General features: G+C 33.2%; 24 protein-coding genes. All 24 read right to left on the reverse strand.

Going from position 1 to position 24896, the window contains the following annotated elements:
- Positions 1-214 precede the first annotated feature (214 nt).
- A complete protein-coding gene (locus tag EGM47_RS12880) occupies positions 215-670 on the reverse strand; it encodes a DUF5063 domain-containing protein (protein ID WP_124981247.1) in 456 nt (151 codons plus the stop codon).
- A gap of 270 nt (positions 671-940) precedes the next feature.
- Positions 941-1468, reverse strand: coding sequence for a condensin complex protein MksE (locus EGM47_RS12885; protein WP_394341799.1), 528 nt, complete (start codon positions 1466-1468; stop codon positions 941-943).
- Positions 1455-2666: a hypothetical protein gene (locus EGM47_RS12890; RefSeq protein WP_124981249.1), complete on the reverse strand. Its 1212-nt coding sequence runs from the start codon at positions 2664-2666 to the stop codon at positions 1455-1457. Before EGM47_RS12890 ends, EGM47_RS12885 begins: the two co-directional genes overlap by 14 nt.
- The gene (locus tag EGM47_RS12895; RefSeq protein ID WP_124981250.1) at positions 2659-3453 is read right to left on the reverse strand and encodes a hypothetical protein; all 795 of its coding nucleotides are present in this window, start codon (positions 3451-3453) and stop codon (positions 2659-2661) included. The genes EGM47_RS12890 and EGM47_RS12895 overlap by 8 nt, the downstream gene beginning before the upstream one ends.
- Entirely contained in the window at positions 3453-6113 is a 2661-nt protein-coding gene (locus EGM47_RS12900) for an ATP-binding protein (RefSeq protein ID WP_124981251.1), read from the reverse strand. The genes EGM47_RS12895 and EGM47_RS12900 overlap by 1 nt, the downstream gene beginning before the upstream one ends.
- Before the next feature lie 195 nt (positions 6114-6308).
- Positions 6309-7691 carry a VWA domain-containing protein gene (locus EGM47_RS12905; RefSeq protein ID WP_124981252.1) on the reverse strand — a complete coding sequence of 461 codons (1383 nt, stop codon included), beginning with the start codon at positions 7689-7691 and terminating at the stop codon, positions 6309-6311.
- A gap of 526 nt (positions 7692-8217) precedes the next feature.
- A complete protein-coding gene (locus EGM47_RS12910; protein WP_124981253.1) occupies positions 8218-8706 on the reverse strand; it encodes a hypothetical protein in 489 nt (162 codons plus the stop codon).
- Positions 8707-8907: 201 nt separating this feature from the next.
- Positions 8908-9495 (reverse strand): hypothetical protein, encoded by a 588-nt coding sequence (locus EGM47_RS12915; RefSeq protein ID WP_124981254.1) that lies wholly within the window; start codon positions 9493-9495, stop codon positions 8908-8910.
- A 66-nt stretch (positions 9496-9561) separates the two neighbouring features.
- Positions 9562-10890 carry a toxin-antitoxin system YwqK family antitoxin gene (locus tag EGM47_RS12920; protein WP_124981255.1) on the reverse strand — a complete coding sequence of 443 codons (1329 nt, stop codon included), beginning with the start codon at positions 10888-10890 and terminating at the stop codon, positions 9562-9564.
- Between the two features lie 620 nt (positions 10891-11510).
- Positions 11511-11891, reverse strand: coding sequence for a hypothetical protein (locus tag EGM47_RS12925; protein ID WP_124981256.1), 381 nt, complete (start codon positions 11889-11891; stop codon positions 11511-11513).
- The gene (locus EGM47_RS12930) at positions 11888-12343 is read right to left on the reverse strand and encodes a DUF2750 domain-containing protein (protein ID WP_124981257.1); all 456 of its coding nucleotides are present in this window, start codon (positions 12341-12343) and stop codon (positions 11888-11890) included. The genes EGM47_RS12925 and EGM47_RS12930 overlap by 4 nt, the downstream gene beginning before the upstream one ends.
- Before the next feature lie 49 nt (positions 12344-12392).
- Positions 12393-13313: a DUF2711 family protein gene (locus tag EGM47_RS12935; RefSeq protein ID WP_124981258.1), complete on the reverse strand. Its 921-nt coding sequence runs from the start codon at positions 13311-13313 to the stop codon at positions 12393-12395.
- Positions 13314-13472: 159 nt separating this feature from the next.
- Positions 13473-14204, reverse strand: coding sequence for a hypothetical protein (locus EGM47_RS12940; protein WP_124981259.1), 732 nt, complete (start codon positions 14202-14204; stop codon positions 13473-13475).
- Between the two features lie 608 nt (positions 14205-14812).
- On the reverse strand, positions 14813-15496 hold the full coding sequence (locus EGM47_RS12945; RefSeq protein WP_124981260.1) for a hypothetical protein: 684 nt from the start codon (positions 15494-15496) through the stop codon (positions 14813-14815).
- Positions 15497-15646: 150 nt separating this feature from the next.
- The gene (locus EGM47_RS12950; RefSeq protein ID WP_124981261.1) at positions 15647-16024 is read right to left on the reverse strand and encodes a hypothetical protein; all 378 of its coding nucleotides are present in this window, start codon (positions 16022-16024) and stop codon (positions 15647-15649) included.
- A gap of 320 nt (positions 16025-16344) precedes the next feature.
- Positions 16345-16632, reverse strand: a complete 288-nt coding sequence (locus EGM47_RS16350) for a hypothetical protein (protein ID WP_164510894.1) — start codon at positions 16630-16632, stop codon at positions 16345-16347.
- 242 nt (positions 16633-16874) lie between these two features.
- Complete coding sequence (locus EGM47_RS12960; RefSeq protein ID WP_124981263.1) at positions 16875-17555, reverse strand: hypothetical protein; 681 nt, start codon at positions 17553-17555, stop codon at positions 16875-16877.
- A 250-nt stretch (positions 17556-17805) separates the two neighbouring features.
- On the reverse strand, positions 17806-18162 hold the full coding sequence (locus tag EGM47_RS12965; RefSeq protein WP_124981264.1) for a hypothetical protein: 357 nt from the start codon (positions 18160-18162) through the stop codon (positions 17806-17808).
- 110 nt (positions 18163-18272) lie between these two features.
- On the reverse strand, positions 18273-18932 hold the full coding sequence (locus tag EGM47_RS12970; protein WP_124981265.1) for a hypothetical protein: 660 nt from the start codon (positions 18930-18932) through the stop codon (positions 18273-18275).
- Between the two features lie 155 nt (positions 18933-19087).
- Positions 19088-19954: a hypothetical protein gene (locus EGM47_RS12975; RefSeq protein WP_240642458.1), complete on the reverse strand. Its 867-nt coding sequence runs from the start codon at positions 19952-19954 to the stop codon at positions 19088-19090.
- 607 nt (positions 19955-20561) lie between these two features.
- Complete coding sequence (locus EGM47_RS12980) at positions 20562-21980, reverse strand: protein kinase domain-containing protein (protein WP_164510895.1); 1419 nt, start codon at positions 21978-21980, stop codon at positions 20562-20564.
- Between the two features lie 79 nt (positions 21981-22059).
- Positions 22060-23250, reverse strand: a complete 1191-nt coding sequence (locus tag EGM47_RS12985) for a tetratricopeptide repeat protein (protein WP_124981267.1) — start codon at positions 23248-23250, stop codon at positions 22060-22062.
- A 220-nt stretch (positions 23251-23470) separates the two neighbouring features.
- Positions 23471-23893 carry a hypothetical protein gene (locus EGM47_RS12990; RefSeq protein WP_124981268.1) on the reverse strand — a complete coding sequence of 141 codons (423 nt, stop codon included), beginning with the start codon at positions 23891-23893 and terminating at the stop codon, positions 23471-23473.
- 546 nt (positions 23894-24439) lie between these two features.
- The gene (locus EGM47_RS12995) at positions 24440-24874 is read right to left on the reverse strand and encodes a hypothetical protein (protein WP_124981269.1); all 435 of its coding nucleotides are present in this window, start codon (positions 24872-24874) and stop codon (positions 24440-24442) included.
- Positions 24875-24896: the final 22 nt, after the last annotated feature.

The raw sequence follows: 24896 nt of genomic DNA on the forward strand, positions 1-24896 counted from the left end.
AAAAGCACAAATAATCCTCCATAGAATAAAACAGCAAGTGAATTCCTGTAACTAAAATTTTCTGAATCTGAAAATATGTCAATCATTACAGCTAAATAAATTCCATTTGTAAAACACTTTATTTTTTGACTTTAAAATACTAAAAAGTAGAAATACAAACATTACAAAATATGTAATGTATAAGGTCGAAAATTCGCTGTCGGCAGGAAACATTTTATTCGTTCTTGTCTTTTAAGTATTTCAATAAATTCACAAGATGTTGTTCAGAATGATGTTTCATTAAAAACTCAAATTGGTAAATTCCATCTTTTTCGCTGTTATTCTCAAATCTCCATTGAACCTCAAGTAAGTCTTTTATTATATCCGTCAAATCATCTATTGAATCTTCTGTAACTAAATCCGGCTCTTCATTAATCTTATGACTTTCCCAAGCAGAATGATACCAACCAAAATCTGGAAAATGTTCAGTTACTACACTTCTTATTCCCTCATAATCTACACGTAAGGGTTCTTTATAATCAGTTTCGTCAAATTCCGTTTCTACATTAAGATATTCAGCGTAAATTCCAACTAACAGTCTTTGAATTTCAAGCGTTTTATTTTCGGACACAAGTTTTTCATTTGTCCCGAACTCAATAATTCTGTCTATTAATTCCTTTAATTTACTCAATGTTTCTTGGTTTGGTCAAATGTGTTATAACGTTCAGGCGATGGGTAGTTACGTGGTTTAGCGATTTACTTAGAAAGTACACACCAAACTGAAAATTCGCGTCCCGATAGCTATCGGGATTCAGAATTAGGGATAACAAGCAATTACTTATAGGCATTATTGTGCACTGGCTTTTTCCGTTCAACTTGGTTTTCAGCGTTGGCAAAGACATACGCTTTTGTGATTTTTGGCTTGTGCTGTGGCTTTTGCGAATTGCAAATGTGTATGGCTTTATGAGTTGGCTTCATTCATTTCAGATTTTATCAATTCTCTGGCAAAGTCAATGAATAGTTTATAAGCCTTCGTAAATGAATATTTATCATCAGAATGTTGTATTGCTATGTTTCTTTTTACCATAGTCGAACCAACTAATCTTTTGATGCTTTCGCCATCATTTAATTGCTTGTTCGCTTTTACAACATCTATCCAAGTACTGTTTTTTATGTATTCTACTATCTCGTCAATATGGAAGTCTGAAAAACCTAGTTCATCCATAAAGTTTTTCCCATCCTTGTCTAATTCGTAGCATAGAATCGAGAAGAAGATGCTAATATCACGAGAAGTGTTCTCCTTTGTTTCATCTGAAATCAGATAATAAAATTCTTGCGTGTTTTTAAGTTCAAATCCAAATGATTTGTCAAAAAACTCAACATAGAAATCTTGATTTATCTTTAGAATATCAAAATAAGATTCATCAATTGTGATAAATCTGCCATCCATTAAAGATGTCACTATTTGCTTATGTTTATTCGGATACATTCTCTTTTTTGCTGATTTTTAGTTTGGGAATAACAAATTCACCTTGTTTAGTTTTCAAAGTAATTTTCTCCCTTTTCTTATCTTGTTCAATATCGTATTCTTCTTCAAATATTAGACTTGTTACCATAAAATAGTTGTCAATGTCAAAATCTTTCTTTTCATTTTCAATTGCGTTCTTACACCAGGAGAAGAAATCAGTTACAGGAAGCTTTGAGTTTAATTTGGATTTGTACTCATTTTTATTGAATATCCATTGCTCAATATCGTTGGCTTCTTCTTCAACAAAAACATCTTCTTCATTTTTAAATTGCTCAAAATACTCTTTTGTGTTTTCGTAGATATACTTATTGTATTGATTATCTCTGGATGTACTGAATATTTTTGGTGGCTTTATTCCTTTGTAACAATTCATATTTGTCAGATACAAATGAAACCCTAGTAAATATTCACTTTCTGTTCTAATTCTGTCCAATAATGGCAAAAGCTCATTACTTAAAATTATCGATTGTAGGCTGATGTCCTTAACAACTTGTCTCAATAGATTGTAGAGTTTTTCAAATTGTCTTCTGATACTTTCGTCTGAATAATCAAATCGTTTGTTGTTAGAAAATTGAGAAATTGCAAGAAGTTCGTTATAAATCGATTGCGAGTGATTAATATCCAAAATTGTATTCAAGGGAATAATATAGTAATCAATTAAATATCTGGCGGTTTGAACTTTTTCTTGGTATTCAATCTTTCGGGTATTGGCTTTTAACTCTCTTGATTCATTTAGAAGGCTAATTGTATTGTTAGTTACGGCAGTTCTGAATTTTTTGATTTCATTCGATAAAGCTTCAATTCTGTCCAACAAAATGTTTTTGTCTTGATTGATACCTTCTTTAATATTCAAAAACAAGGTTCTTATAGATTGACCAAATTTGTCAATTTCTTCAGGAAGCAAAGGTTTAAATTGTTGCAGGACAAACTCAAATAAAACAAAATAGGGTTCGTTAATCACAAAGTCATCATTCTGTTCAACGAGTATTTTGTGTTCAAAAAGGTGGGATTCTATATCTCTTCCAAATTCATCAAGTGTTTCAGCCACTTGACTTTTCAAGATGATTTCATTCTTAAGTTGAATGTCAAAGAGTTGCCGTAGCAAGTCAAAATGAGTTGCTAAAAATTGTACTATGCTCTTTGGTTCAGACTTAAACATTGATGAGAGTTTCTTGTTCTAAAAATCTATTAGTTCGTGCAACTTGTTCCCTGATTTTTACGACTGTTGAGTCATCTGATGTCTTAACAGCCTTACTCATTTTAGCTTTGTTTCCTTTTAAAGATGCCGAATGCGTTTTAAAGAGTTCATTGTAATTATTTGGCAGATACAATTCTGCATTTCCGAACACATCTTTGATTCTCAAATATTCGTCAAGCCCGTTAAAGTCATAGTCAACAAAAACCAAAACCTCCTTTGCTTTAATCATTGAAATAGATTCTTTGCCTATTCGTCCGTATTTGTGGACAAATAGAAATTCTTTGCCCAATAATTTTTCCGCATTCAAAAAGGTTTCCAAATTCTCGACAAAACATATTTTATCAGCTATGACAGAAATTGGGATTACAGAAAACAATCCAAAATCACGAGTTTGTTTTTCTAAATCAATTATCTGCTCATTGATTTGATAAGCAGAAAATCCCCTAAACAAAAAAATTGGACTGCTATCAATCTTTGTCGCCTTTGAATTTCTGTATTTCTTGATGTTTCCTGATTTGGTTTTGGATACGTTTTGCTCCGGAAATGATGAGTTTAAGAACTTTTCAAATTCAATTTTTTTGGAAACTTCAACCTTAAACCCTCTGCCAAGCTTTGAAAATTTCAGAATTTCGGCTTGAAGCAAATTTTGAAATGTGTCAGATTGCAAAACACTTTTCGGAATAACTGATTTTGAAATACTTTTATTTAAAAGCAACAATTGATATGTTTTGAAATCGACTTCTTTCATTACGCCTCAACAGGTTTTCTCAAAATAACATTTCCATTTTTTTCACTCACCACTATTTTCCCTTTGCTTCTCCTCACCAAATAGTATTTGTCAAAACCGTCATAAGGATGTAATGGTGCTGCTGAAATGGGGATAAAGTTATGTTCCTTGCAAAAGTTTAAAATCTCTATTCTATTTGCTTCATCAATGGTTCCGATTTCATCAACAAATATTACAATCTTGTTTTCATCATCTTTCACAACGATTTGATTGATGATTGACATAATCAGAACCAAACGTATCATTTTGTCTGTTCCGTCCGATTCGATTTGGTTTTTCAGGTCAACGACTTTGTGCTGTCCTTTTTTATGTAGATGAAGTTTAATGTCAAACAAATCATTGAACGAAATTGTGGTTTGACTATCTAAATATTTGTTGAGCGTATTTAGGTTTTCAGATTGGTCGTCAAAAATCAGTTCAGAAGTTAAATCCCTGATTTGTATGATTTTGTTTAAATCCTTGATGAGTTTGTCATTCTCAATGATTTCTATCTTCAACGTATCAATATCCGATATCTTTATCTTCCGAATTTTAGAATTAAACTGATTGATAATAAAGGAATTAAATTCTTCAAACCTTGAGTATAGCGTGCGACAAGGATTTGCAAATTGGGTAGAAATATTTTTTAATAAGCCATCAATTGCTTTTTGTTTATCGTCTAAAGTAACCAATTCCGAATCAACGTGTTTTATAAAATCGGTTTCGCTAGCAAAAGAAGTTTCTGTTTTAGATTTCAGCTTTTCAAAGAGACTATCCTTTTTATATTTAATGTCTTTCCTTTCCTCAAAGTTTCGTTTAAGGTTTTTATAGATATTGTCCAAAGAATCGGTTGATTGATATTCATTGGGTTTGATTCCGAGTTGTTCAAGTTCCACTTTCCAATTTTGGATTTCCTCAATTCTCTTTTCTTTCTGAAAAATATCTTTGTTTGCTCTGTCAATTGTTTCTGAAAGCTTCCTAATTTCTTCTTCAATTATCTTAATGCCTTTGGCAGATTGCTTTTTTTGTTTAAGTAAACTTTCAAATTCTAATTTTATAGACTCAAGCTCCTTCTCAAGGTTTGGAAGTTGCTTTAGCTTCTCAATTTTATCGTTTACACCCTTTATTTTCTTTTTGATTTCTTCTAAATCCTTTTGATGTTTCTCTAAATCCTTGGCTATAGGAAGTAGCTTATCATTAAAGCTTTTTTCTTTTTTAAATTCCTTGATTTGTTTTTTCAACTCTTCAATGGATTCTATTGGTTTTCCTTTCAAGTCATTTGGTAACTTAATAACTCCGTCAAAGAGTTTCATCAAGTTTTCCGTTCGCTTGATTTTCGTAGAAATGTTTTCAAAGGGCAGACTTGAAATATCAGTTGACAGAATCCTGTTCAGTAATTCCTTGTTATCTTGATTATCTGAAATTTGATGAATCAATTGATTGGAATAGGTGTCAACTTGACTCGTGATTTTTCTGATTTGAGATTCGGCTTTTTCAATCTTGCTTTCAATTGCTTTGCTGTTTAGATTTTGATTTTCAATTTGAGTTAGTTGGCTCTCAATTGTTTTCCTTTCGGCATCTAAATTTTGAAAGGATTGCTCTAAAAACTGTAAACTTTCATAAGACTTGATTTTTTTTACCAATTCATCTTTTTGGTCTATGTCTTTCTGTTTTTGTTCCAACAGGGTTTCTATTTTACCAAATTCTTGGTTTAGTCTGTCTTTTTTTGGATTGAGTGTTTCGTTTAAATGGGTTCTATTTTTATTTCTTTCTGTTTTCATTTTTGAAACAGAAGTTCCCAATTCTGAATAAACCGATGAATATTGATGGTCAAAAGCAAATATCAACTCTGAAAGTATCGTACTTTTTCCTGCATACTGATTGACCAACTCTTTGAAGTCATTAAAGCTACGCTGGATACTTTTGATAACTTTTATATCCCGATTGTGCTTCAATAATGTTTGTATGTCCTTTTGGTTCTTCTTTGAGAAAGAAACGCTTTCGTTTTCTTTATTATCTGCAATTATCAATGACTCTTTTAGCGAGTTGTTGTTTATAAGCTGTGAGTTTATCAGGTACTTGTAGATTTTGGAAAAATTGTTGCTAATTCCCCGTCCGTCTTGGTTTACATTTTGGTTTAGCCAAACAACCGCATTGTTTCGTTTCCCTTTCTGATATACAAAGTTGAAAACTTCCCTACGGTTTGGAAATTTGCTGTGTTCAATTCCATTTGTGGCAAATTCGGAAAGTAATGAATCAAACTTTTTTAGTTTTTGACCGATCGTTGTGTTGGTAAAGTAATGTTCTTCTTTATATTCACTGTCGATTTTATAATAGTCAAGGTTGCCTTCGGCATTTCTTTTGACCAAAATAGAGTAGTAGCGATTTTTGAAAATCTCAAAGACGATAAAACTTGAATTTATAGAAGGAAAATAGTGGTTAAATGTTGTTTTGTCTCCCGTTCTGTTTCCACTGAACGTCATTTCTCGCCCGTCAATTATAAACAAGAAATTAAGTGCGTAAATCAGTGTACTTTTCCCGATATTGTTTGGTCCGACAATTTGAAGCGAATTGCAGTTGTCAAGCTCAACATCAGCTTTCGAGTAAATGTCAGAATTCAGTATTATTAGTCTTTTCAGCATTCAGTTTACATTCAATTTTTGTTCTATCATTCTGTCGAGCGTTGGCTTTTCAGAGCTTAGGTACAACGGTTAGTATATGAAAAGTAGGCGATTTTGACGCACCAATCTTTCGGTTAAGCAAGAGGTTTGATAAAAGACCAAAGTCTTTGTTTCAGTACAGTTTCGCCTATTTTTTATGTACATTGTTATCTGTAGTTATTTCTTAATCACCTTAACAGTTTTCGAAATGCTTTTTCCATTAAAAATTTGAATTAAATACATTCCGCTTTTCAAATTTTCTAAATTTAGTTTTTCCGTTCCATTGTGATTTATTTGATTGTTTTCAAACACCTTATTTCCATTTATGTCTATGATGTTTAGTGATATATTCACTGAATTTTTAGGTGATTTGTATTCAATAGTTAATTCATTTTCAAATGGATTTGGATATGTTTTGGTTATAGCCAATTCTTTCTTTTTTCTATTGTAAACTATAAAACTTCCAATACCTAATAATAATATTCCAAGACCTCCAAAAATTAATTTATTTCTTTCAGAAGATATTCGTTCCTCTTCTTTTACCTTTAAATAAGAAATAGTTTCTTCTGCCAGAGAATAGATAGCAGAATTATTAGAAAATTCAAGTGTGTCATTGACAAATGAAAATCGAATATATCTTTCGTCTTCCAAATAATCTAGATTGTTTGAAGTATAATCAACTTGATATATGGACTTTATTTGTTCCTTAATATTTAGATATATTTCTTTTAGCTTTTTCGGGTCGTTAGTGTAATAGTAAAACCCATCTGTTTTTTTAGATACTTGTTCTAGTAATGTACTGTTGACATTGCCAAGTCCAATTGTGTAAATAGATATCTCTTTTTCATTTGCTAAATCAATGACTTCTTGTGAAGTGTGTTTTGATTCATTGTCTTGTCCGTCTGTAAGAGCCACAATAACAGTTTTACTTGAACCTTTAGAAAGATTCTCAATAGTCAAGAATAATGCGTCATAGAATGAAGTTTTTCCTTCAGGTAAAACGTTTTCCACAAATGATTTAATTCCTGATACATCATTTGTTAAAGGATATATTTTATCAACTGTTGTTGAGAATCCTACAAATGAAATTGAATCGTTAGATGGTTTTGATTCTTCTAAAAAACCGAGAACTCCTTCTTTAGCGTAATCAATTGCCATAACATAATCTTTTGGCATCTCTAAGCCATAAAAATAGTAGTCCTGCATAGTTTCTACATCTTTTGGCATTTGAGCTGGATTGTCAACCATAGAACCTGAATGGTCGAATACTAACCCAATGTTTATTGGCTTATCTTTAGATATGTTCCGCAATCTAAGTACTTCACAATTTTGATAGTTTTCTTTTACTTGTATTTCAGATTTATCTAAAGTCCATAATGGCTTTCCAAATTTATTTTTAGCTTGAAAGACAACAGAAACATTAGGAAATGAATCAGGATAAACCTTAATAATCGATAAATCAAAAATGTTTTCGGACTTAATCTCTGTTTGGATATTTTCAGTTTGACCAAAACAACTAAGTGTGTTGATGAATAAGATTATTATAATTATGTTCCTCATTCTTTTTAATTACGGACAACGGTCCAGGCTATGATTTCGTTGCGATGAAAATCCGCTAGGATTTTCGCTCATCACCAAGCCTTTGCTGGCAAGATAGGAATTTTCGACAGAAAATTCCGCAGCAATGAATCATAGCCCTTTTTACCATCTGTAAAGACCGCAATGACATTAGGGAAGTCTTTTGAACGTCGCGTAATCTTCATATGAGTCGACAGATTCGCTCCCAATTTCAAAGTCCGCAGTTGCATAAACACTGGAGTTATGTTTGCTAGTAACATTTAATTATTTGTCTTGGCTCGTTTTGTTCGCTTGCTGAATAGCGGGTCCACAAATGACGCTTCGACTGGTTTCCGCTATTCAATCTGCTCAAGAGTTAATTTGGCAAAGAGTGGGGTAGGAGAGTGTACTTAAGGTATCTTTCAAGCTTAAAATCGGCATAAAAGTTTAAAGCTATGAATTAATAGGGTTATGGGTTGTAATGGTAAATATAACAAACGTTGCTGTCCCGAAGGGCAACTATATTACGTTATATAGTGTTAGATTGTTTTTTATATTCCTCAATAATTTCATCATTCGAGCGATATGAATTTAGTCCAACTGAGTCAAATTCATCTTTTCCATCGTGTTTATGAATTCCAATTATTTTTAAGGTGTCGTTTATTGAGTTATGCACAACAGTTACTCCTTTCGGTATTTTTGGATTATCTATATTATCATATGAAATAAGCGGACCGATTGTTTTCTTCCCACTTTCCCATACCTCAGAAATCTGACAACCTGATCCTCCAAAATAATCAGTTTCTACATATGCACATCTTCCCTTAAAAGACAATTCTTTTAAAACTTTTCGAGTTTCTTTAGTCAACTCTTCATACGGGTCAAGAGTTTTTTCATAGTAATTTCTTCCGTATTTATTATTGAATGGTATAAAATGATAATTACCTACTAGAATAATATTTGGAAGCTCTCCAGCATATTTAAAGCTTGTTATAATTCCATTTATATTATGAGCCATATTAATTCAATCTAACGTCTCGTATATGGAAGTAGCGCTGAAAATAAGCGATAACTTTTCGATTAAACACAAGCCGATTTTTTTAAATTTTACTATTAATTTTATTTTTCGGAAATCGTCAAAATTAAAAATTTGGCCATTTTCCAAAAATGCCCAAGCCATTGATTCAGCAACGATTTGCGCTATTTTTTATATGTATTGTTACCTGCTGGCTTTTTCCTCAACAGTATTCAATTCCGCTATCATCTTCTTTCCGCAATCTAATAATTTACTAATCAATGTTGAATCCGTTTCAGTTGATAAGACTATGTCCAAATAAGATTTTTTGAACTCCACATTCGGTTCAATTTTAATTTCATAAATAGTATCAGCAAAGGTTACTTTTGCTGGGTCGAAATCATATTTATCCAAAGGGTATTGTTTTTTGTATTTTTCCATTTCAGGAAAATGTTCCAGATAAATGATTTTAGAAAAACCCGATTTATTCAAATACATTTTTTTTCTCGTGTAGCTTAATTCTCCGCTGTAAGTTGCGTCTATAAAAACGAGTTGATTTTCATAATAATAACCACTTAAACTTCCACCACAAGCTGACATATTCGGATACATTTTTTCTGTTAGCATTCCGTTTTGCAAGAGTGAGTCAATTTCGTCATTATTTAAATTTAGATATTCAGCTTTGGATTCCGTTTCGACTATTAAGTTCTCTGTATTTTCAAAATCTCGTTTATTTTCTTCTTTGCAAGAAAGTAATAACATCAAGGTTAGTATTAAAATCGAAATTCTCATTGTTCTTTTTATAGCTTGCTGGTAACTTTCCGTATTAGCGGTCGTTTTAATGTCGCTTAAACATTGTTATGTAGATTTTTCAGTAGTAAACTCTTGTGTAATTTCGCCTTGTTCGTTGAAATGTCTACTCCTAATACATTTGCCGTTAGCATAATAGGCTTCATATTCAATTTTGCCATTTCGATAATACCAAACACTGCTTTTACCGTCAGCGTTCAAACCATTTTTGTAGGTCGTTTTAGAACTTATTTTACCATCAGGATGATACCCTATATAGTCTCCATTAAGATAATCTTTATCCATTAAAAATTCTGATTCTAATCTACCATTAGGGTGCCAGGATTTTAAAATTCTTATTTGTCTGCCATTATCATAATACTGTTTGGATTTCTTGGCACCATTCTCATAAAAAAAAACGATTACGCCATTCGCCTTGTGTAAATCGTAATGTCCCTTGCTTTTCAATTCTCCATTAGGCCAGAATTCCTCGATATACCCATTTTTAATAAACTTTTTAAAAGGGTTATCGACGTCATTATATATTTCTTGAATCAACTCTGTGGAAGTAGCAAGTCCCTTTTCAAATATATGTTCTAATTGCCAGTCAAATAATTTTCCTGAGATAGCGGATGAAAAATTACTTAAACTGAATTCCATACCAATATCATCCAGGGAAATTTGGGTCACCTCTAAGATACGAGGTGAAATCTTCAAGTTCTGGTAGGCTTTCAGTTTGTGATGACCGTCTAGAACATAGTTATTATTATTCTCGAATTCGCAATTATATATTAAGACAATCGGTCTCTTTCCAGAACTAATTAAGGTTTCATAATTTTTTATTGTCTCATGGTCTAGGCTACTTTCTAATTGAGTAAAAATTAGATTATCGTAAGAAACATCATAAAACCCAGAAGTAGTGTAGTCAATTAAATCTCTATGCGCATATCCTTGGTCTTTAACCATTTCTGAAAATGTAATTGTCCAATTTTCCAGTTCTATTTGTTGCCTACTCTTGTCAATAAACAAAGGGGTTATGTACTCGAAATCATTAAACTTTTCTATTTCTCCTTGGTCATGGTTTTCTTGATAAAGATTAAAAATCAAATCGCCTTTAGGGAAAATCCTGCTGAAGAGTTCTAAATCATTTGTGAGTTCAGACCAATCAATTTCATTCCCCAGATTTAACTTTTCTCTCAAAGAGTCTAATAATTTAGATTTTAATTCTTCAGGAGCCTGAATGTGTGCAATATACTTTCCAGCCGAACCTCTGCAGTCATACCATGTTATAATACTGCAACCATTGGAAAATAGGTATTCACCTATCTGAAAAGCCTTGATACAGACTAAGCCTTGGCCATATATATTTCCGAATTTATGTGACGCCTTAAGTTTCATTTATTCTACATAACGATCCAAGCTATAATTCCGTTGCGATGAAAATCCGCTAGGATTATCGCTCATCACCAAGCCGTTGCTGGCAAGATAGGAATTTTCGGTAGAAAATTCCGCAGCAATGAATCATAGCCCTTGGTACCATCTGTAACGCCCGCAATGACATTCAGGATGTCTTTTTGAGCGCCACGTAATTTTCAAATGAGTTGACAGATTCGCTGCCAACTTCAAAGTCCGCAGTTGCATAAACACTGGAGTTATGTTCTCTACTAACTTTTAAATATTTGTTTCGACTCGTTCTGTTCGCTTGCTGATTAACGGGTCCACAAATGACGCTGCGACTGTTTTCCGCTACTCAATCTGCTCAAGAGTTGATTTGGAGAATAGTGGAATAGAAAGGAGTTTGTATTGGATTTTTCAGCCTGAAAATCGGCGTAAAAGTTTGAAGCTCTGAAGTAATAGGGTTATGGATGGTAACGTGTTTGTGTATGATTTCGTTGCGTGTTTCAGCAACTAAATTAGCAAATACAAACCGAATAGAAAATCCGCGTCCCGATAGCTATCGGGATTCGTAAGTAGGCGAGTACTAGCAATGAATTATACAAGGTGTTACCTACTGGCATTTAATTCAGTTCTATGTTTATTGTTTTATTATCAATATCAATTTCAATCCATTCATCTTGAGATTCCAAATCAGGAATGCACTCTGTCAAATCCATTTCCTTAGCATATTTACTCAATGCCTTTTTTCCAAAATTAATTATTGCTCTAAATTCCGTTTGTCCAGTTTTTCCAATCCACGCTTTAGTTTCTATCTTCCGCTTGTCATTTACCTGTTTTTTGGTCAACTGATTTTCAGTTGGAAGCCACGAAATTCCATCGCACCAAAATCCTTTTAGTTCTGGGTCAGTCGATTTTTCCAATTCGTAACAAATTCTGTATTCTAATTTAGTACAGAATTTTTCATTAAAAGGTGATTCCGTTTTTTGTTCCAATTTTTTCATTCAGTTACCTCTTTGACTTGTTTTTCCAAGTCCTCAATTCCGATAAACTTTTTAAAATTCAAATCTTTTCCTAATGATTTTAATTCAGCTGTTAAGTCCATTATTAATTCTAATGGTTCAGCTTCAAATCCAAACAGGTTTTGGTCAAACTGCGTTCCGATTAAAAGTCCGTCATTTGCCATTCCGATACACCAGTTTTCAATAAATTCAGATAGCGAAATTTCAGCCACTTTATATTTTCTCCATTCGTGTTTCGCACAGGATTTAGCTCTTACTTTTTCTGCCCAAAAACATATCATTCCAATCGGATTTCCATTGTCGTCCTCATATTGAGTTGAACTTGATGTTGCAAATCCGTTTTTACTATTTAGTCCGTAAACTATTCCGTTTTCAGAAACTGTTTTTATGAATTTTTGATGTCTATTTTTCAGTGTGATTGAATCTTGGAACATAGTTTTTTCAGCTAGCAGGTAACGGTCTAGTGTAAGAATAGTAGCGGTTTTAAGACCACACACTTTTCAACTTAGACCAAAGTTTGGTTTTATTACTGTTGTTCCTTTTGGCAGAAACTCCGCCATTATTTTTATACGTTGTTGCCATCAGTTTTTCATCATTTTCAGAGTTCAATAATCGGTTAATTTCTCCTTCTTCCCAAGTCCATAAATGACTACTTTTCTCGTCTGCCCAAAAACCTTCAAAATTTGATTCAATTGATTTTTTTGAAAACACTTTCTCGTTTATTGCAATGAAATAGAAGAAATAGTCCCAACTAATTGCAAATAGTATCGATTTGTTCTTATCGTAAATATAATAATCTTTAAAATCAATTTTCTCACAGAAATCGCTCTTGTTGGAACTTGTCAGGTCAATAATTGTCTTGTTTTCATAAAATTCGTCTTCTATAAGAACTTCTTCAATTCCGTTTAGTGTCAATAATTCGAAAATTGAAGATTTACTGAAGAAATCAAATGTACCTTCCGTTGGATGCCAAATATTGTTCTTGTCCGAATATTGGTTTAAAACCTTCGATAGGTCTTGTCTTTCCAATTTCTTTTTATAAGCACCAATTGAAGTCATTAAGGCTTTATTCAGTTCCTTGTAGTCATTCAGTTTCGTGTTTTGAATTACTTCTTTCCAAGTTACTTTCTTTCCGTGTTGGGTTATTTCTTCATCGGTTGGATAACATTCGCTGGATGAAAAAATAGTCATATTTGGGTAGTTCTCAATTTTTTCGAATATCCCATCCTTTTTTCGAGCTTCTTCGAGTGAGATTACTTTTTTAGAACTATTCGCGTCGCAATGTTCTTTGTCAAGTTTGAAAAAAGGCAGAAGTCCAACGTAAACACTATCAAATTCAGAGTAGTGTTTCAACACAGGCGTTTCTTCATATGGATATAGGTTTTTATTTTCTATTTCGCTCATTTTTAAAATGGGTGGCCACGTTCTCGGCTATGAGTAGTTGCGTGGTTTATCACTTAACTTTACAAGTACACACCAAACTGAAAATCCGCGTCCCGATAGCTATCGGGATTCAGAAGTAGGCGAGAACATGCAATTACTTATAGCGATTGTAGTAGCCAGTTATTTTTTTAATTCAATTTTTCCTATTTCAAATGTCTCTGGTAAATTCTGAATATCTTTTTCTGAAATTATATATCCACCACTAAAGCTATCATCAAATTTAATCTTATACTTTTTGATTGAATATGAAAAGCCAAGATCAAAAAGGTCAGCTCCTTCTGGTCTTAGAGTATTTGACGAAGAACTATAATTGCTTAACTCTATTCCTTCAGTCAATTCTTCTTTCAGTTCCGCAAATTCTTTTCCTTCTGGTTTGACTCCACCAATTGTATGGGAATAGCCTCCATTTACATTATCGATTTTGTTTGATTCGTTGCTAATTAACTGTTCAAGAATGAGATATTGTTGACCATCAAATTCTGCTATTCTTAGCCAAAGTCCATTTTCCATTCGTAATTTTGGAAGAACATTTACTTCAATGGTTTCCGTGGTATATTTTTTGCTATTAAATTCGAAATCAAAAGGCCCTATTTCATATTTTTTTGCTTTTTTGAAAATAATTACTCTTTCAAAATCATCTGATTGCAATCCGAAAATTGAGGGTGAGCGAGTAAATTCTATATTTTTTCCTAATTCTTTTTTGAAGTAATCAGTCAAAAAGTCAACGTTAATTGAAAATGTAACACTTTGTCCAACTCTCGGTTCTGGATTATCGATTTCGATTTCCAGTTTTTTTTGCCCAATTGCATTTGAGGAACAAAAGATTAATAGTAATAATGTGATTCTTTTCATATGATTTTATCTAATTGGCTACAACGGCTCGGCTATGATTTCGTTGCGGTGAAAATCCGCTAGGATTTTCGCTCATCACCAAGCCTTTGCTGGCAAGATAGGAATTTTCGGTAGAAAATTCCGCAGCAATGAATCATAGCCCTTGTTACCATCTGTAACGCCCGCAATGACATTCAGGACTCCTTTTTGAGTGCCGCGTAATCTTCACCTGAGTTGACAGATTCGCCGCCAACTTCAAAGTCCGCAGACGCATAAATATTGGAGTTATATTCGCCACTAACTTATAATTGTTTGTCTCGACTCGTTCTGTTCACCTGCTGATTGCCGGGTCCACAAATGGCGCTGCAACTGTGTTCCGCTACTCAACCTGCTCAAAAATTGATTTGACGAAGAGTAGGGTAGGAGAGAGTGCTTAAGAGATGTTTCAAGCTATAATCAGCGTAAAATTTTAAAGCTCTGAAGTAATAGGGTTATGGATGGTAACGGTTTTGTGTATGATTAGTGGCGTGGTTAAGCACCTAATTTAGCAAATAAAAACCGAATAGAAAATCCGCTAGGATTTTCGTTAGTAGGCTCGAACTAGCCATTAATTATACACGGTGTTGTGCCTAGTTTTTCATTTGATAATTTACTTTTATCTCTTTACTTATAAGTTTTCCTTGCGAATCATATATCTTTTGAATCCAATTCTTTTTTCTGTAAATATTTTTTAAGTATTTAATTAGATTTCCATTTTGGTCATAGTATTCCCATTTATACCATCTGTCTAATTTATCATAATGATATTTGATATATGAACCATCTCTTTGATATTCCGAGTTCCAAATTGGCTTTCCGTTTTTAAATTTTCCTTCGAATCTGATTTTCCCATTTTTGAAATAATCTACTTCATAATTATCACAGACGTTTTGGCAATTGTAATATTTTGGTTCAATTTCATTCTTGTACTGAAAGTCATCATTTAGTTTTTCAGAAACGTATTGAATTCTCGGGATAGAGATTGTGTCTTTTACTTTCAAAACGTTTTTGAATTCGACAATTTCTTCAAAACTTCTTTCAATATTACTATCATTTATGGTAACAAATAATTCATACTTACCAGAACTGGGTATTTTGACTTTTAGATTTTCGGAATAATAGGATTCCATTGTTTCTAAATTTTGCAATTCGAATGAAATACTATCTTTACTTATGAGCGATTCACATTGGTTTTCAAAATAGTATTCAACCTCTATTACGTTCTGGGAAATCAGAAAGTTTGAATAAAGTAATATGATTAATAGGTGTTTCATTAAATTAGGCACAACGGTCTCGGCTATGAGTAGTTGCGTGTGCAAGCAACTAACTTACTAAAAATGTAAAGAACCAGAGGAAAATCCGTAGGATTTTCCGAGTAGGCTAGAACTAAGCAATTATTTTTACACGGTGTTGTAAAACGTTTTTTATTCAGGATTTCTGTTTTTCAGCGCTTCCCAACTTATAGTTTTTATTTTTTCAGCTTCCTTTTTAATAGATTCAATTCCGATTTCGCTCAGCCAGATTTCAATTCGCTCGTCAAGGTCTAAAAATTCAGGTATTTTTTCCAAATCTTTAGGATTATCCGAGTAAAGTCCGATTACAGGATATGGTTCTCCAAATGGATTTCCTAAAGGTATGAGTTCGTATTTTATACTTTTCGGAAATTCCGTAAACAATTCAGGTAATTTAATTCGGATAATTTCAAGACACGAAACAATATAATCCATATTCCAATTTAATTCCTCGTAAATTGCTGGTTCTATAATTCCGTAACCTCGTGGTTTTTTTTCTTTCGTATTCAATTTAGTAAATGTTTTACAACGGTAAAGGCTATGCGTCAGTTGCGTGGCATAAGCCTTGTTTTTCCAAATATACCTAAACCATAGAAAATTTCGCAGAAATTTTCGGAGGAGCAAGAACCGAGCAATTGCGTATAGCCCATGTTGTGCAACGTTTTCTTACTTGGTTTCGAACGTCTTTAGCAGATTCTCTAATTCGCAGAGCTTCTTTTTTCCGTAGTCGTTTTTGGAAACAGATAAATTCAAGGTGTAGAACAGATTTTCTGTTGGGTGTTCTGTGGTGACGTATAGCGTTAGCATTGGTATTGAGTCAATTTCTTCATCTACCAAATTCCATACGATTCTATACCATTAATTGAGGTAAGTCCAGATTCTACGACATTGTATTTAGATTCAATTTCCTTTTGTTGTTGTTTATGGTTCTGCCAATCATCTGCCTTAGTCAATTCGATAACCCCAAATAACTTGACACTTTCATTTGAAAATACACCACCGACAATTCCGTCGCCTAATTCATTGTTGTGAGCATATGGTTGCCATTCCTCATTCGGAAATTTGACAGAATACCTCCCAGTATTATCAATTACTTCAATTCCGTCATCAAATTTCAATTTTTTGCATTCACAATTTGCTAAATAGTCAGATTCGACTTTGCAAGCTGAAAAGGCAAGAGCTAAAAGGATGTAATTTAATTTTCGGATGTTCATTTCAAATGTTGCACAACAGTCTAGTATAATAATAGTAGCATCTTTTGAAACGTGAACTTTTCGGTTTGGCACTGACCTTTGTTTCATTTTTATACTATATTTTTGTCACTTAGACCGCTATTATTTTTATACAATGTTAGCAGCTTTTATTTGTTTTCTAATTCAGCCATTAGCTCGTCTAGAATTCCTATAATATTCTTTTGGTCTGCTTTAGAAATTTGCCATAATGGGTCTTCAATCCATTTTAATTTTTTTTGTTTTAAAATTTCATTTTCCGAATATATTTGGATTGCAAACTCTTTATTATTTGGGTCAATCCATATTCCATATTTATAATAAGACCCTTTTACATTTCCGAATCGATTTAAAGCGTACGACTTTTCAATTCCGTATTTTTCTTTCAAAGAGTTTGATTGACTTTTTTTAGAATCAATTTGAGACTTTAAATCTTCACTCTCTTTTTCCATCCTTAACTCGCAAGCCTTTTCAGCTTTTTTTATTAAATCATCATCTAAGTTTACCTGTTCATATGGTAATTTTTTGGAATAAGAGACTACTAATTTCCCAATAGGCTGATTATTAACTAAATCAAAAGAATTGAAAGCATATGTTTCTTCCGATTTTGTTGAAATCAGCAAAAGATATTTCCCAAAATTCGGTTCAGATTTTCTATCCTTAACAATATATACTTTACCTAAGTCATTTTCGGAGAACTCATTTTTGGATAAAATTGAGTTTCCAATTTGTGGTTCCGATTGCTTTTTCCCTTTTGAATCACACCCAAATAAACTCAGTATTCCCATTATTATTAAAATTATATTTCTCATTTTGTCCTAATTGCTGCTAACGGTCTCATATAACCGTCAGTTACGGGTTAATATGCGTTAATTTTCGGTTTAGCACTGACGTTAGCAATTCCGAGTGGATTCGGATGTAGTTAAATCCACCGTAGTTGCGGTTATGCATTGTTGGCAAATCGTTTTTATTTCCATTTTTTATAATTCCGTCATTTAGTAATTTTTAATTTCATTTTTATTCAGTTTCTCTGTTTTGAATTCAGGCCAATTATTGATAAATCTACAATTCTTGTTTTTGACTAAATAATTGCGGTTTTCTAATATAAGAAGCGAATATTGTTGCCATTAAAATTAAAATTGTTACTTCATAAGGTTTTCCTTTGTACATATGAATAAACACTATAAAAGTCATATATAGAGCTAAAAGAGCAGTTCCGATTAGTATAGTCTTATTATACAAGAACAATGCTGTTGATATTAAGAGAAATGTTCCTGTAACAATCATTATAGTGCTATTAGCTACAATTTTGTCCGTTTGATTTGAGTTAAGTATTTTGTCTAAAGCATTTGGGATAAAAAACAATGTTATTATTACAGATGGTAACCAAATTGAAAGTGTTTTTAAAATCTTATTCATTGTCATTTAATTCTAATTGTTTGTTTTCAGTTCGCTTTAAATGTTTGCCAACGTTTCGTGTATGGTGCGTATCCCGAAGGGTATGCATTATACACCTTGTTGTGCTTTCGTTATTTATTTTCGGTTTTTGCCATTAAAGTTTGCATCAATACTGCCGAAGCATTCAGCAATCCACCGCCAATGGGATCCTGTCCCATTACGTTCATAGGAGCTTCTCCAAAATGAAGTCCTTTGGAGGTAAGAAGGTTTAGTCTTACAATTCCTTTTTTAACAGGTTTTGGACGAGCGTTTTCCCAAGGTCCTATGTTTTTCATTACTTCTTCTCCAAGTTCTAAAACTGTCATTAATTCTTTATCAATGGAACTGTCAGGGTGTTCCCAGACAATCCCTGCTCCAGTGAAATTATAATATCTTGCTGATAAGTCCCGATAAGCAGCGAGTAAATCATATTCATTTTTCTTCATTCCCACTTCTACTACAACACCGAAAAGTTGAGTTGGATTTTCTTCAATATGTCCCAATTGCTTTAAGGTGTTGAATGCTTGGGCGTAATGTCTGGATTCCAAACCTTCTTGATTCGTTATTCCCTTTAAAATTTCAATTGCACTCTCTTTTTCATTCGACTCAATTTTTGCTTTCGCTGCTGCGAACGAAGTCCAAGGTTCGTCATTGGTATTATCTCCTGTCCATAGTTCCAATGGCATATCACCAAATAGAGTTTCTCTTATCTCATCATTTGGCGAGGTTTTATTCTTTTTTATCCAGAACATTCAGTTTTGTTTTAATGAAGCACAACGGTCTTGTATATTAAAAGTAGCGGATTTTTAAGCACTAACTTTTCGAATTATAACTGACCATTAATTTATTCATTTTGTTGAGATTAAGCGATTAAACCGTTATTTTTTATATACGTTGTTAGCAAAAGTTATTTTCCCACTTCGTAAATTCCTAAATCATTATTCCACCTTAATTTTTCGTGGTTTTCAGTCCAAAAATCCAACCACCATTTTGAATCTTTCTTTTCGTCAATTTTTTCATCACCGAACAACATACCTAAATATCCGAAAGTATATGTGTCAGGATTGCAATAACTTGCTGACGAGCCTTTTTCTTTTGGCATTTCGTCCAACTTGTAAACGTTCTTTAAGCAATTTTTAGTTATTGCATCTTTTTTCGAATTGTCTTGTAGTGAGATGATTAAAGCTTCAACCGCATTTAGACTGCTGACTTCTGGAATTTTCGCATTAGGATATTCTATTGGATTAAATTCTTGAACATCTTTGTCAGATAAGTAATTAATCCACCTTTCTTGAAGTTTGGTTAGTTCTTCTTCGGTTGAGTTTATGTTTACAAATCCAAAATTCTTATTTGTTAAGTTTTGCAACAGTTGATTTGCTCTTCCACCAACTTTGAATAAGTCATTGGATATAACCAAACCTTTTCCCTCAAAAGTAATATCGCCAGTTATTATTCTATCCCAAATGATTAAGCGACTTGTTCCCTTAAGTTTAGTTTCTTCAATGTTTGTAATTTGTTTTGCAAGTTCAATTAAATACTCTTTGTTTTCTTTATAATTATTGACAGATGCATTTAAAGTCAAAAAAACTGAACTCCAACTATCATCATTTATGTTTTTAGCGAGAAGTTCAGTCGTTGTGAGCTTCTGTGCGTTATCGTACATTTCTCTTGTGTAATTCTCAATATCATGCTGACTCCACGAAGTCAGTAGTTTTTGAGAATATAATTCGTGACCGAATGTGATTAGAATAAGTAATAATATTAATTTCTTCATCGATGTTTTTTCTAATTTTTGCTAACGGTCCAGGCTATGATTTCGGTGCGGTGAAAATCCGCTAGGATTTTCGCTCATCACCAAGCCTTTGCTGGCAAGATAGGAATTTTCGGTAGAAAATTCCGCAGCAATGAATCATAGCCCTTGTTACCATCTGTAACGCCCGCAATGACATTCAGGACTCCTTTTTGAGTGCCGCGTAATCTTCACCTGAGTTGACAGATTCGCCGCCAACTTCAAAGTCCGCAGATGAATAAACACTGGAGTTGTATTCGCTATTAACGTTTATTTGCTTGTCTTGCCTCAATCTGTTCGCTTGCTGAATACCGGGTCCACAAATGGAGTTGCAACTGTTTTCCGCTACTCAATCTGCTCAAGAGTTGAATTGGCGAAGAGTGGGGTGGGAGAGAGTACTTAAGGGATCTTTCAAGCTCAATTCGGCGTAAAAGTTTAAAGCTCTGAAGTACTAGGGTTATGGATGGTAACGGAATTGTGTATGATTTCGTTGAGGGATTCAAGTTACAGATTTTTCAGTTTCGAGTAGTTTTGTTTTTCTATGGGAATTTGAATTCACTTATTCGGCTAGCAATGAATTATACACGGTGTTCTACGCAGTTTTTTGCTTTTTTATTTTATCTCTAATTTTTATCATTAAATCTCTATATTCTTCATTACTCTGTTTATTATGAATTCCGTCGTAAGCATCTAAATCACTTGGTAATTTATTAATGATTGAAGTTTTTTTTGTAATTAAAAACTTGCCCTTAAAAAATCTACTAATTTCTCTGTAGTTTTCATCATAGTCTTTATCCTTATGATAATTTCCGTATTCGTCCACAAAAATTATTTCCTCAAACTCATTAACCTTTTCATTAAAAAGAGGTTCGATTTCCTCACATTCTAGAATAAAGTAGCTGAAGTCTAAATCATTGATAGATTCAAAATGAAGAGCTTTTGGTTTAAGTAGGATATAATTTTCTATAAGTAAAAAGTCATTTTTTATTTTAATGTTGTTAAAATCATTTCCTCCACTTTTGGGATAAAAACAATGATTTAAAGTATCATAAGCCTCGAAAATTATTTTTAGAATATTATAAATATCTTTTAAGTTTTGCCAAGTCGAACTAACTGATATTGAGATTGGAAAAATTCTGTTCAAAGCATCTTCCCATTCGTAAGGATTCCTTTCAAAATAATCTTCGTTACTCGAATACCAGTATCTAAATTGTTTATTAAATTCGGATGCATCTGGTCTTTTTTTTGGGTCATTATCTGTTGATTGAGCTAGAAGTCTATTTAAGAGTACAATGGAGAAATATTCCCAATTTCCAATCGTATGACCTTTGTTAATGTTCATTTTGACAAAATTGTCAATAGAAATGTTGCTGTTTGGAATATACTGTCCATCAAAACCTAGCCATTGTTGAGTGAGCATCATCCAAACTGTCTTTGCGAAAGAATAAATATCTGCTCTTTTAAATTCAGCTACAGATGAAATTCTTTTCATTTCAGGTGCTATTGTCCATCTTGGACCAATAGATTCGTTTAATGCAGAAACTTTCTTCTTTTTAGGGAAATTTGCAAGTCCAAAATCAGAAAAAACCGGACTGTCATTAACAACTAATATATTATCGGGTTTAATATCTCTATGTGTAATGCCTTGTGAATGCAGATATTCTAACGCATCGCATAATTCGAATATAAGTTCAAATATTCTTTCTCTAGTAGCAGTTTTTATATATTCCTTAAAAGGTATGCCTATTGGCATAATATAGTAAGGGAAATCTGTATTACTTATCTTGGTAGGAAAATGATGTTCAACTATTTCAATTATTCCTTTTTTCTTTTTTAAATTATTTAAAACTTCTATTTCACTTTTAAATCTTTCATAATTTTTTTTCCTTTTTATATTTTTCAATACTTTTTTAGCAAAGAAGTTTCCTTTGTCATCTACAACTTTATAAACAATTCCATTTCCACCTTTTCCAAGTGTTTTCTTAATTGTATATTTTTTCTTTTTTGTCAAGATTTTTATTGGTTTTGTCAAATTGCGTAGAACGGCTCGCATAAAAAGCGTTGCTGTCCCGCAGGGCAGCTATGATTTTTTATGCATTGTTGTGTGCAGGCCTTTTTAATTTTTCTTTTGTCTTATCGATATATTCCGTTATCAAATGTGTGTCTTTGTCAAGTTCATATGCCTTTTCAAAATGCTCTAATGCTTTTGCAAAGTCTCCTTTGTCATAATGGTAAATACCAAGGTTTCTGTAAGCGTATGAGTTTTTGTCGTCTAAGTCCATTGAGGTTTTAATGTCTCTTAGCCCTTCATCCACTTGGCCCAATTTGATTTTTGCAAGTCCTCTGTTGTTAAAGGAGTACGCAAATTTTGGCTCGATTTGAATTGCTTTGTTGAAGTCGGCTATGGCTTGATCATATAGCTCAAGTAAGTTATAAGTGTAGCCTCTGTTATTCAAAGCATACTTGTTTTTTGGATTTACATCGAGTGATTTTTGGTAGTCATGCATTCCATCATAATAACTTCCAAGTTGGGATTTTATCAGGCCGGAATTTGCGTAGTCGTCCGAATTTAGGTTGCAATATTTCTCAAACTCTTCGTGAAGAGTCAGGGCAGTCTTATAGTCTTTGAATTGTAAATAGGCAGAGATTGCAAGTCGGTAAACCATGTCGTTTCTTAGTCCATTGTCAATGATGTTGTGAAATGCCTTGGCAGCGATTTCATACTCTTGCTTGTTGTAGTGGTCAGCCCCAACAGTGTATTTAGAATCTAAGGTCTTGTACTTAAAAAGCTGTCTTAGCTGCTGTCCGTCATTGTGCACAATTGAACCGTCAAAGAGTTCGATAGGCTCGTCTCTTGGTACAATGTTTATGAAAAAGTCAAAGGCAGAGGAACCAAGAAGCACAACACTAATTAGCTTAATACTACCATGGAAGTCCCCCGCAAAGGCAGTGTAGCAGCCTACTGCTCCAAGAAACAGAGAAGTAACTGGGCCAAAAACAGTAATAAATATCTGTCGGTTTATGGTCACCTCTTTGCTGTGCGGAATACAAAGACCAAGTTTCCAAAGGAATGGATTGTACTTGAAGAAAAACTCAAGGCGACCAATTCTAAATGTCAAACTGTGTTTGGGATCACCATAGGAACCGATATATAAAGTCACCTTGTCTTTAGTCAATAAAAGAGCAGGTATGCCATGTCCCAATTCATGAAATATAACAGTGAATGGTCGTGTTATAACTACCAGCAAAATGAGGGTCAAAAGTATTAAAGGTACTGTCATCTGTTATTTTTCGGCTTGCTCACAACGTTTAGTATATGGCAAGTAGGGTAGTAGAAAGCGATGAACTTTCAAGTTTGCACTGAGCCACATTTTTATATTTTGTTTTTAACTTATTCATTTTAAAAGCCAAATTAAAAATTTGGCGGTGTTCGTAAATAGCACTGAACTTTCGTAAACCACTAATCGCCCTATTTGCTATATACCTTGTTACCCACTATTTTTATCTATAACATTCAAGTTTTATCCTTTCTTCATTAACATCAAGTGAGAATTGGCCTATCCGATTTAATAATTCGATTACGTCATTCAAATTTTGTTCCTTTAGAACGTTTTTATCAACCGTTTTTGGAAAGATCAGATACTCTATTTCTCTATAGGTTATATGTGCACTTCCTTCATATAACCCTGTAGCGTAATAGTCTGAACCATAAGAATCTCTCTTATCTAAAAACAGCTCACATATCTTATCATTTTGAACGTTTTTATATTCAATCTTTTTAATTGTTTCAAGATTATCAATTATTGCCTTGATAAGACGAACCCATTTTGAGTTTGACATTAGATGCTCCGAAAAGTGAGCAATAGATTTTTCAATCTCTCGCTTGATTCGTTCGTCACACCTTTTTGTTTTTTTTGTAATCATTTTAATTGTGGGTAACGGTCCAGGCTATGATTTCGTTGCGGTGAAAATCCGCTAGGATTTTCGCTCATCACCAAGCCGTTGCTGGCAAGATAGGAATTTTCGGCAGAAAATTCCATAGCAATGAATCATAGCCCTTGTTACCATCTGTAACGCCCGCAATGACATTCAGGACGTCTTTTGAGCGCCGCGTAATCTTCACATGAGTTGACAGATTCGCTGCCAACTTCAAAGTCCGCAGATGCATAAACACTGGAGTTGTATTCGCTATTAACGTTTAATTGTTTGTCTTGGCTCGTTTTGTTCGCTTGCTGATTAGCGGGTCCACAAATGGCGCTGCAACTGTTTTCCGCTACTCAATCTGCTCAAAAGTTGATTTGGAGAATAATGGAATAGAAAGGAGTTTGTATTGGATTTTTTAGCCTGAAAATCGGCGTAAAAGTTTAAAGCTCTGAAGTACTAGGGTTATGGATGGTAACGGTGAGTATAACAAGCGTAGCCTGCCGATAGGCGGCTATGATTTGTTATACAGTGTTGTAGTGTCGTTATTCATTCTTTTATTAAATAATCAGCCATCCTTTCATTTTCACCAAGATTTTCTCGTTGATAATAATATACTGTATCGGTATTAAATTCGATTTCCTTCGCAGCAATATAGATATCATTCTTGTAGTCCTCAGTCCTGATAATAAAAATTTGATATCCTTGTTCAATTTCAAATTTGAGGTTTAATTCTCTATTTAACTCGGGGTTGGGAATTTCAATTACAGGTTTGTTGGTATCTGAGTGCCATCCTTCAAAAAAAGTTGATGCGAAAAATATGTCTGTAAATATTATTTCAAGTTTATGATAGTAAGTCAAATCAATACTTCCTGAAATGATGAGTTTTCTGCCATCATACCTCCATAAATGAAAATCGAACCAATCATTTTTACGGATGTATTCGTCAATCTGCTTTACTATGGATTTATTTTTATCGTTCATCTTTTCTTAATGCACTACAACG

It is taken from the genome of Nonlabens xiamenensis, from assembly GCF_003865345.1.
Lineage (GTDB): Bacteria > Bacteroidota > Bacteroidia > Flavobacteriales > Flavobacteriaceae > Nonlabens > Nonlabens xiamenensis.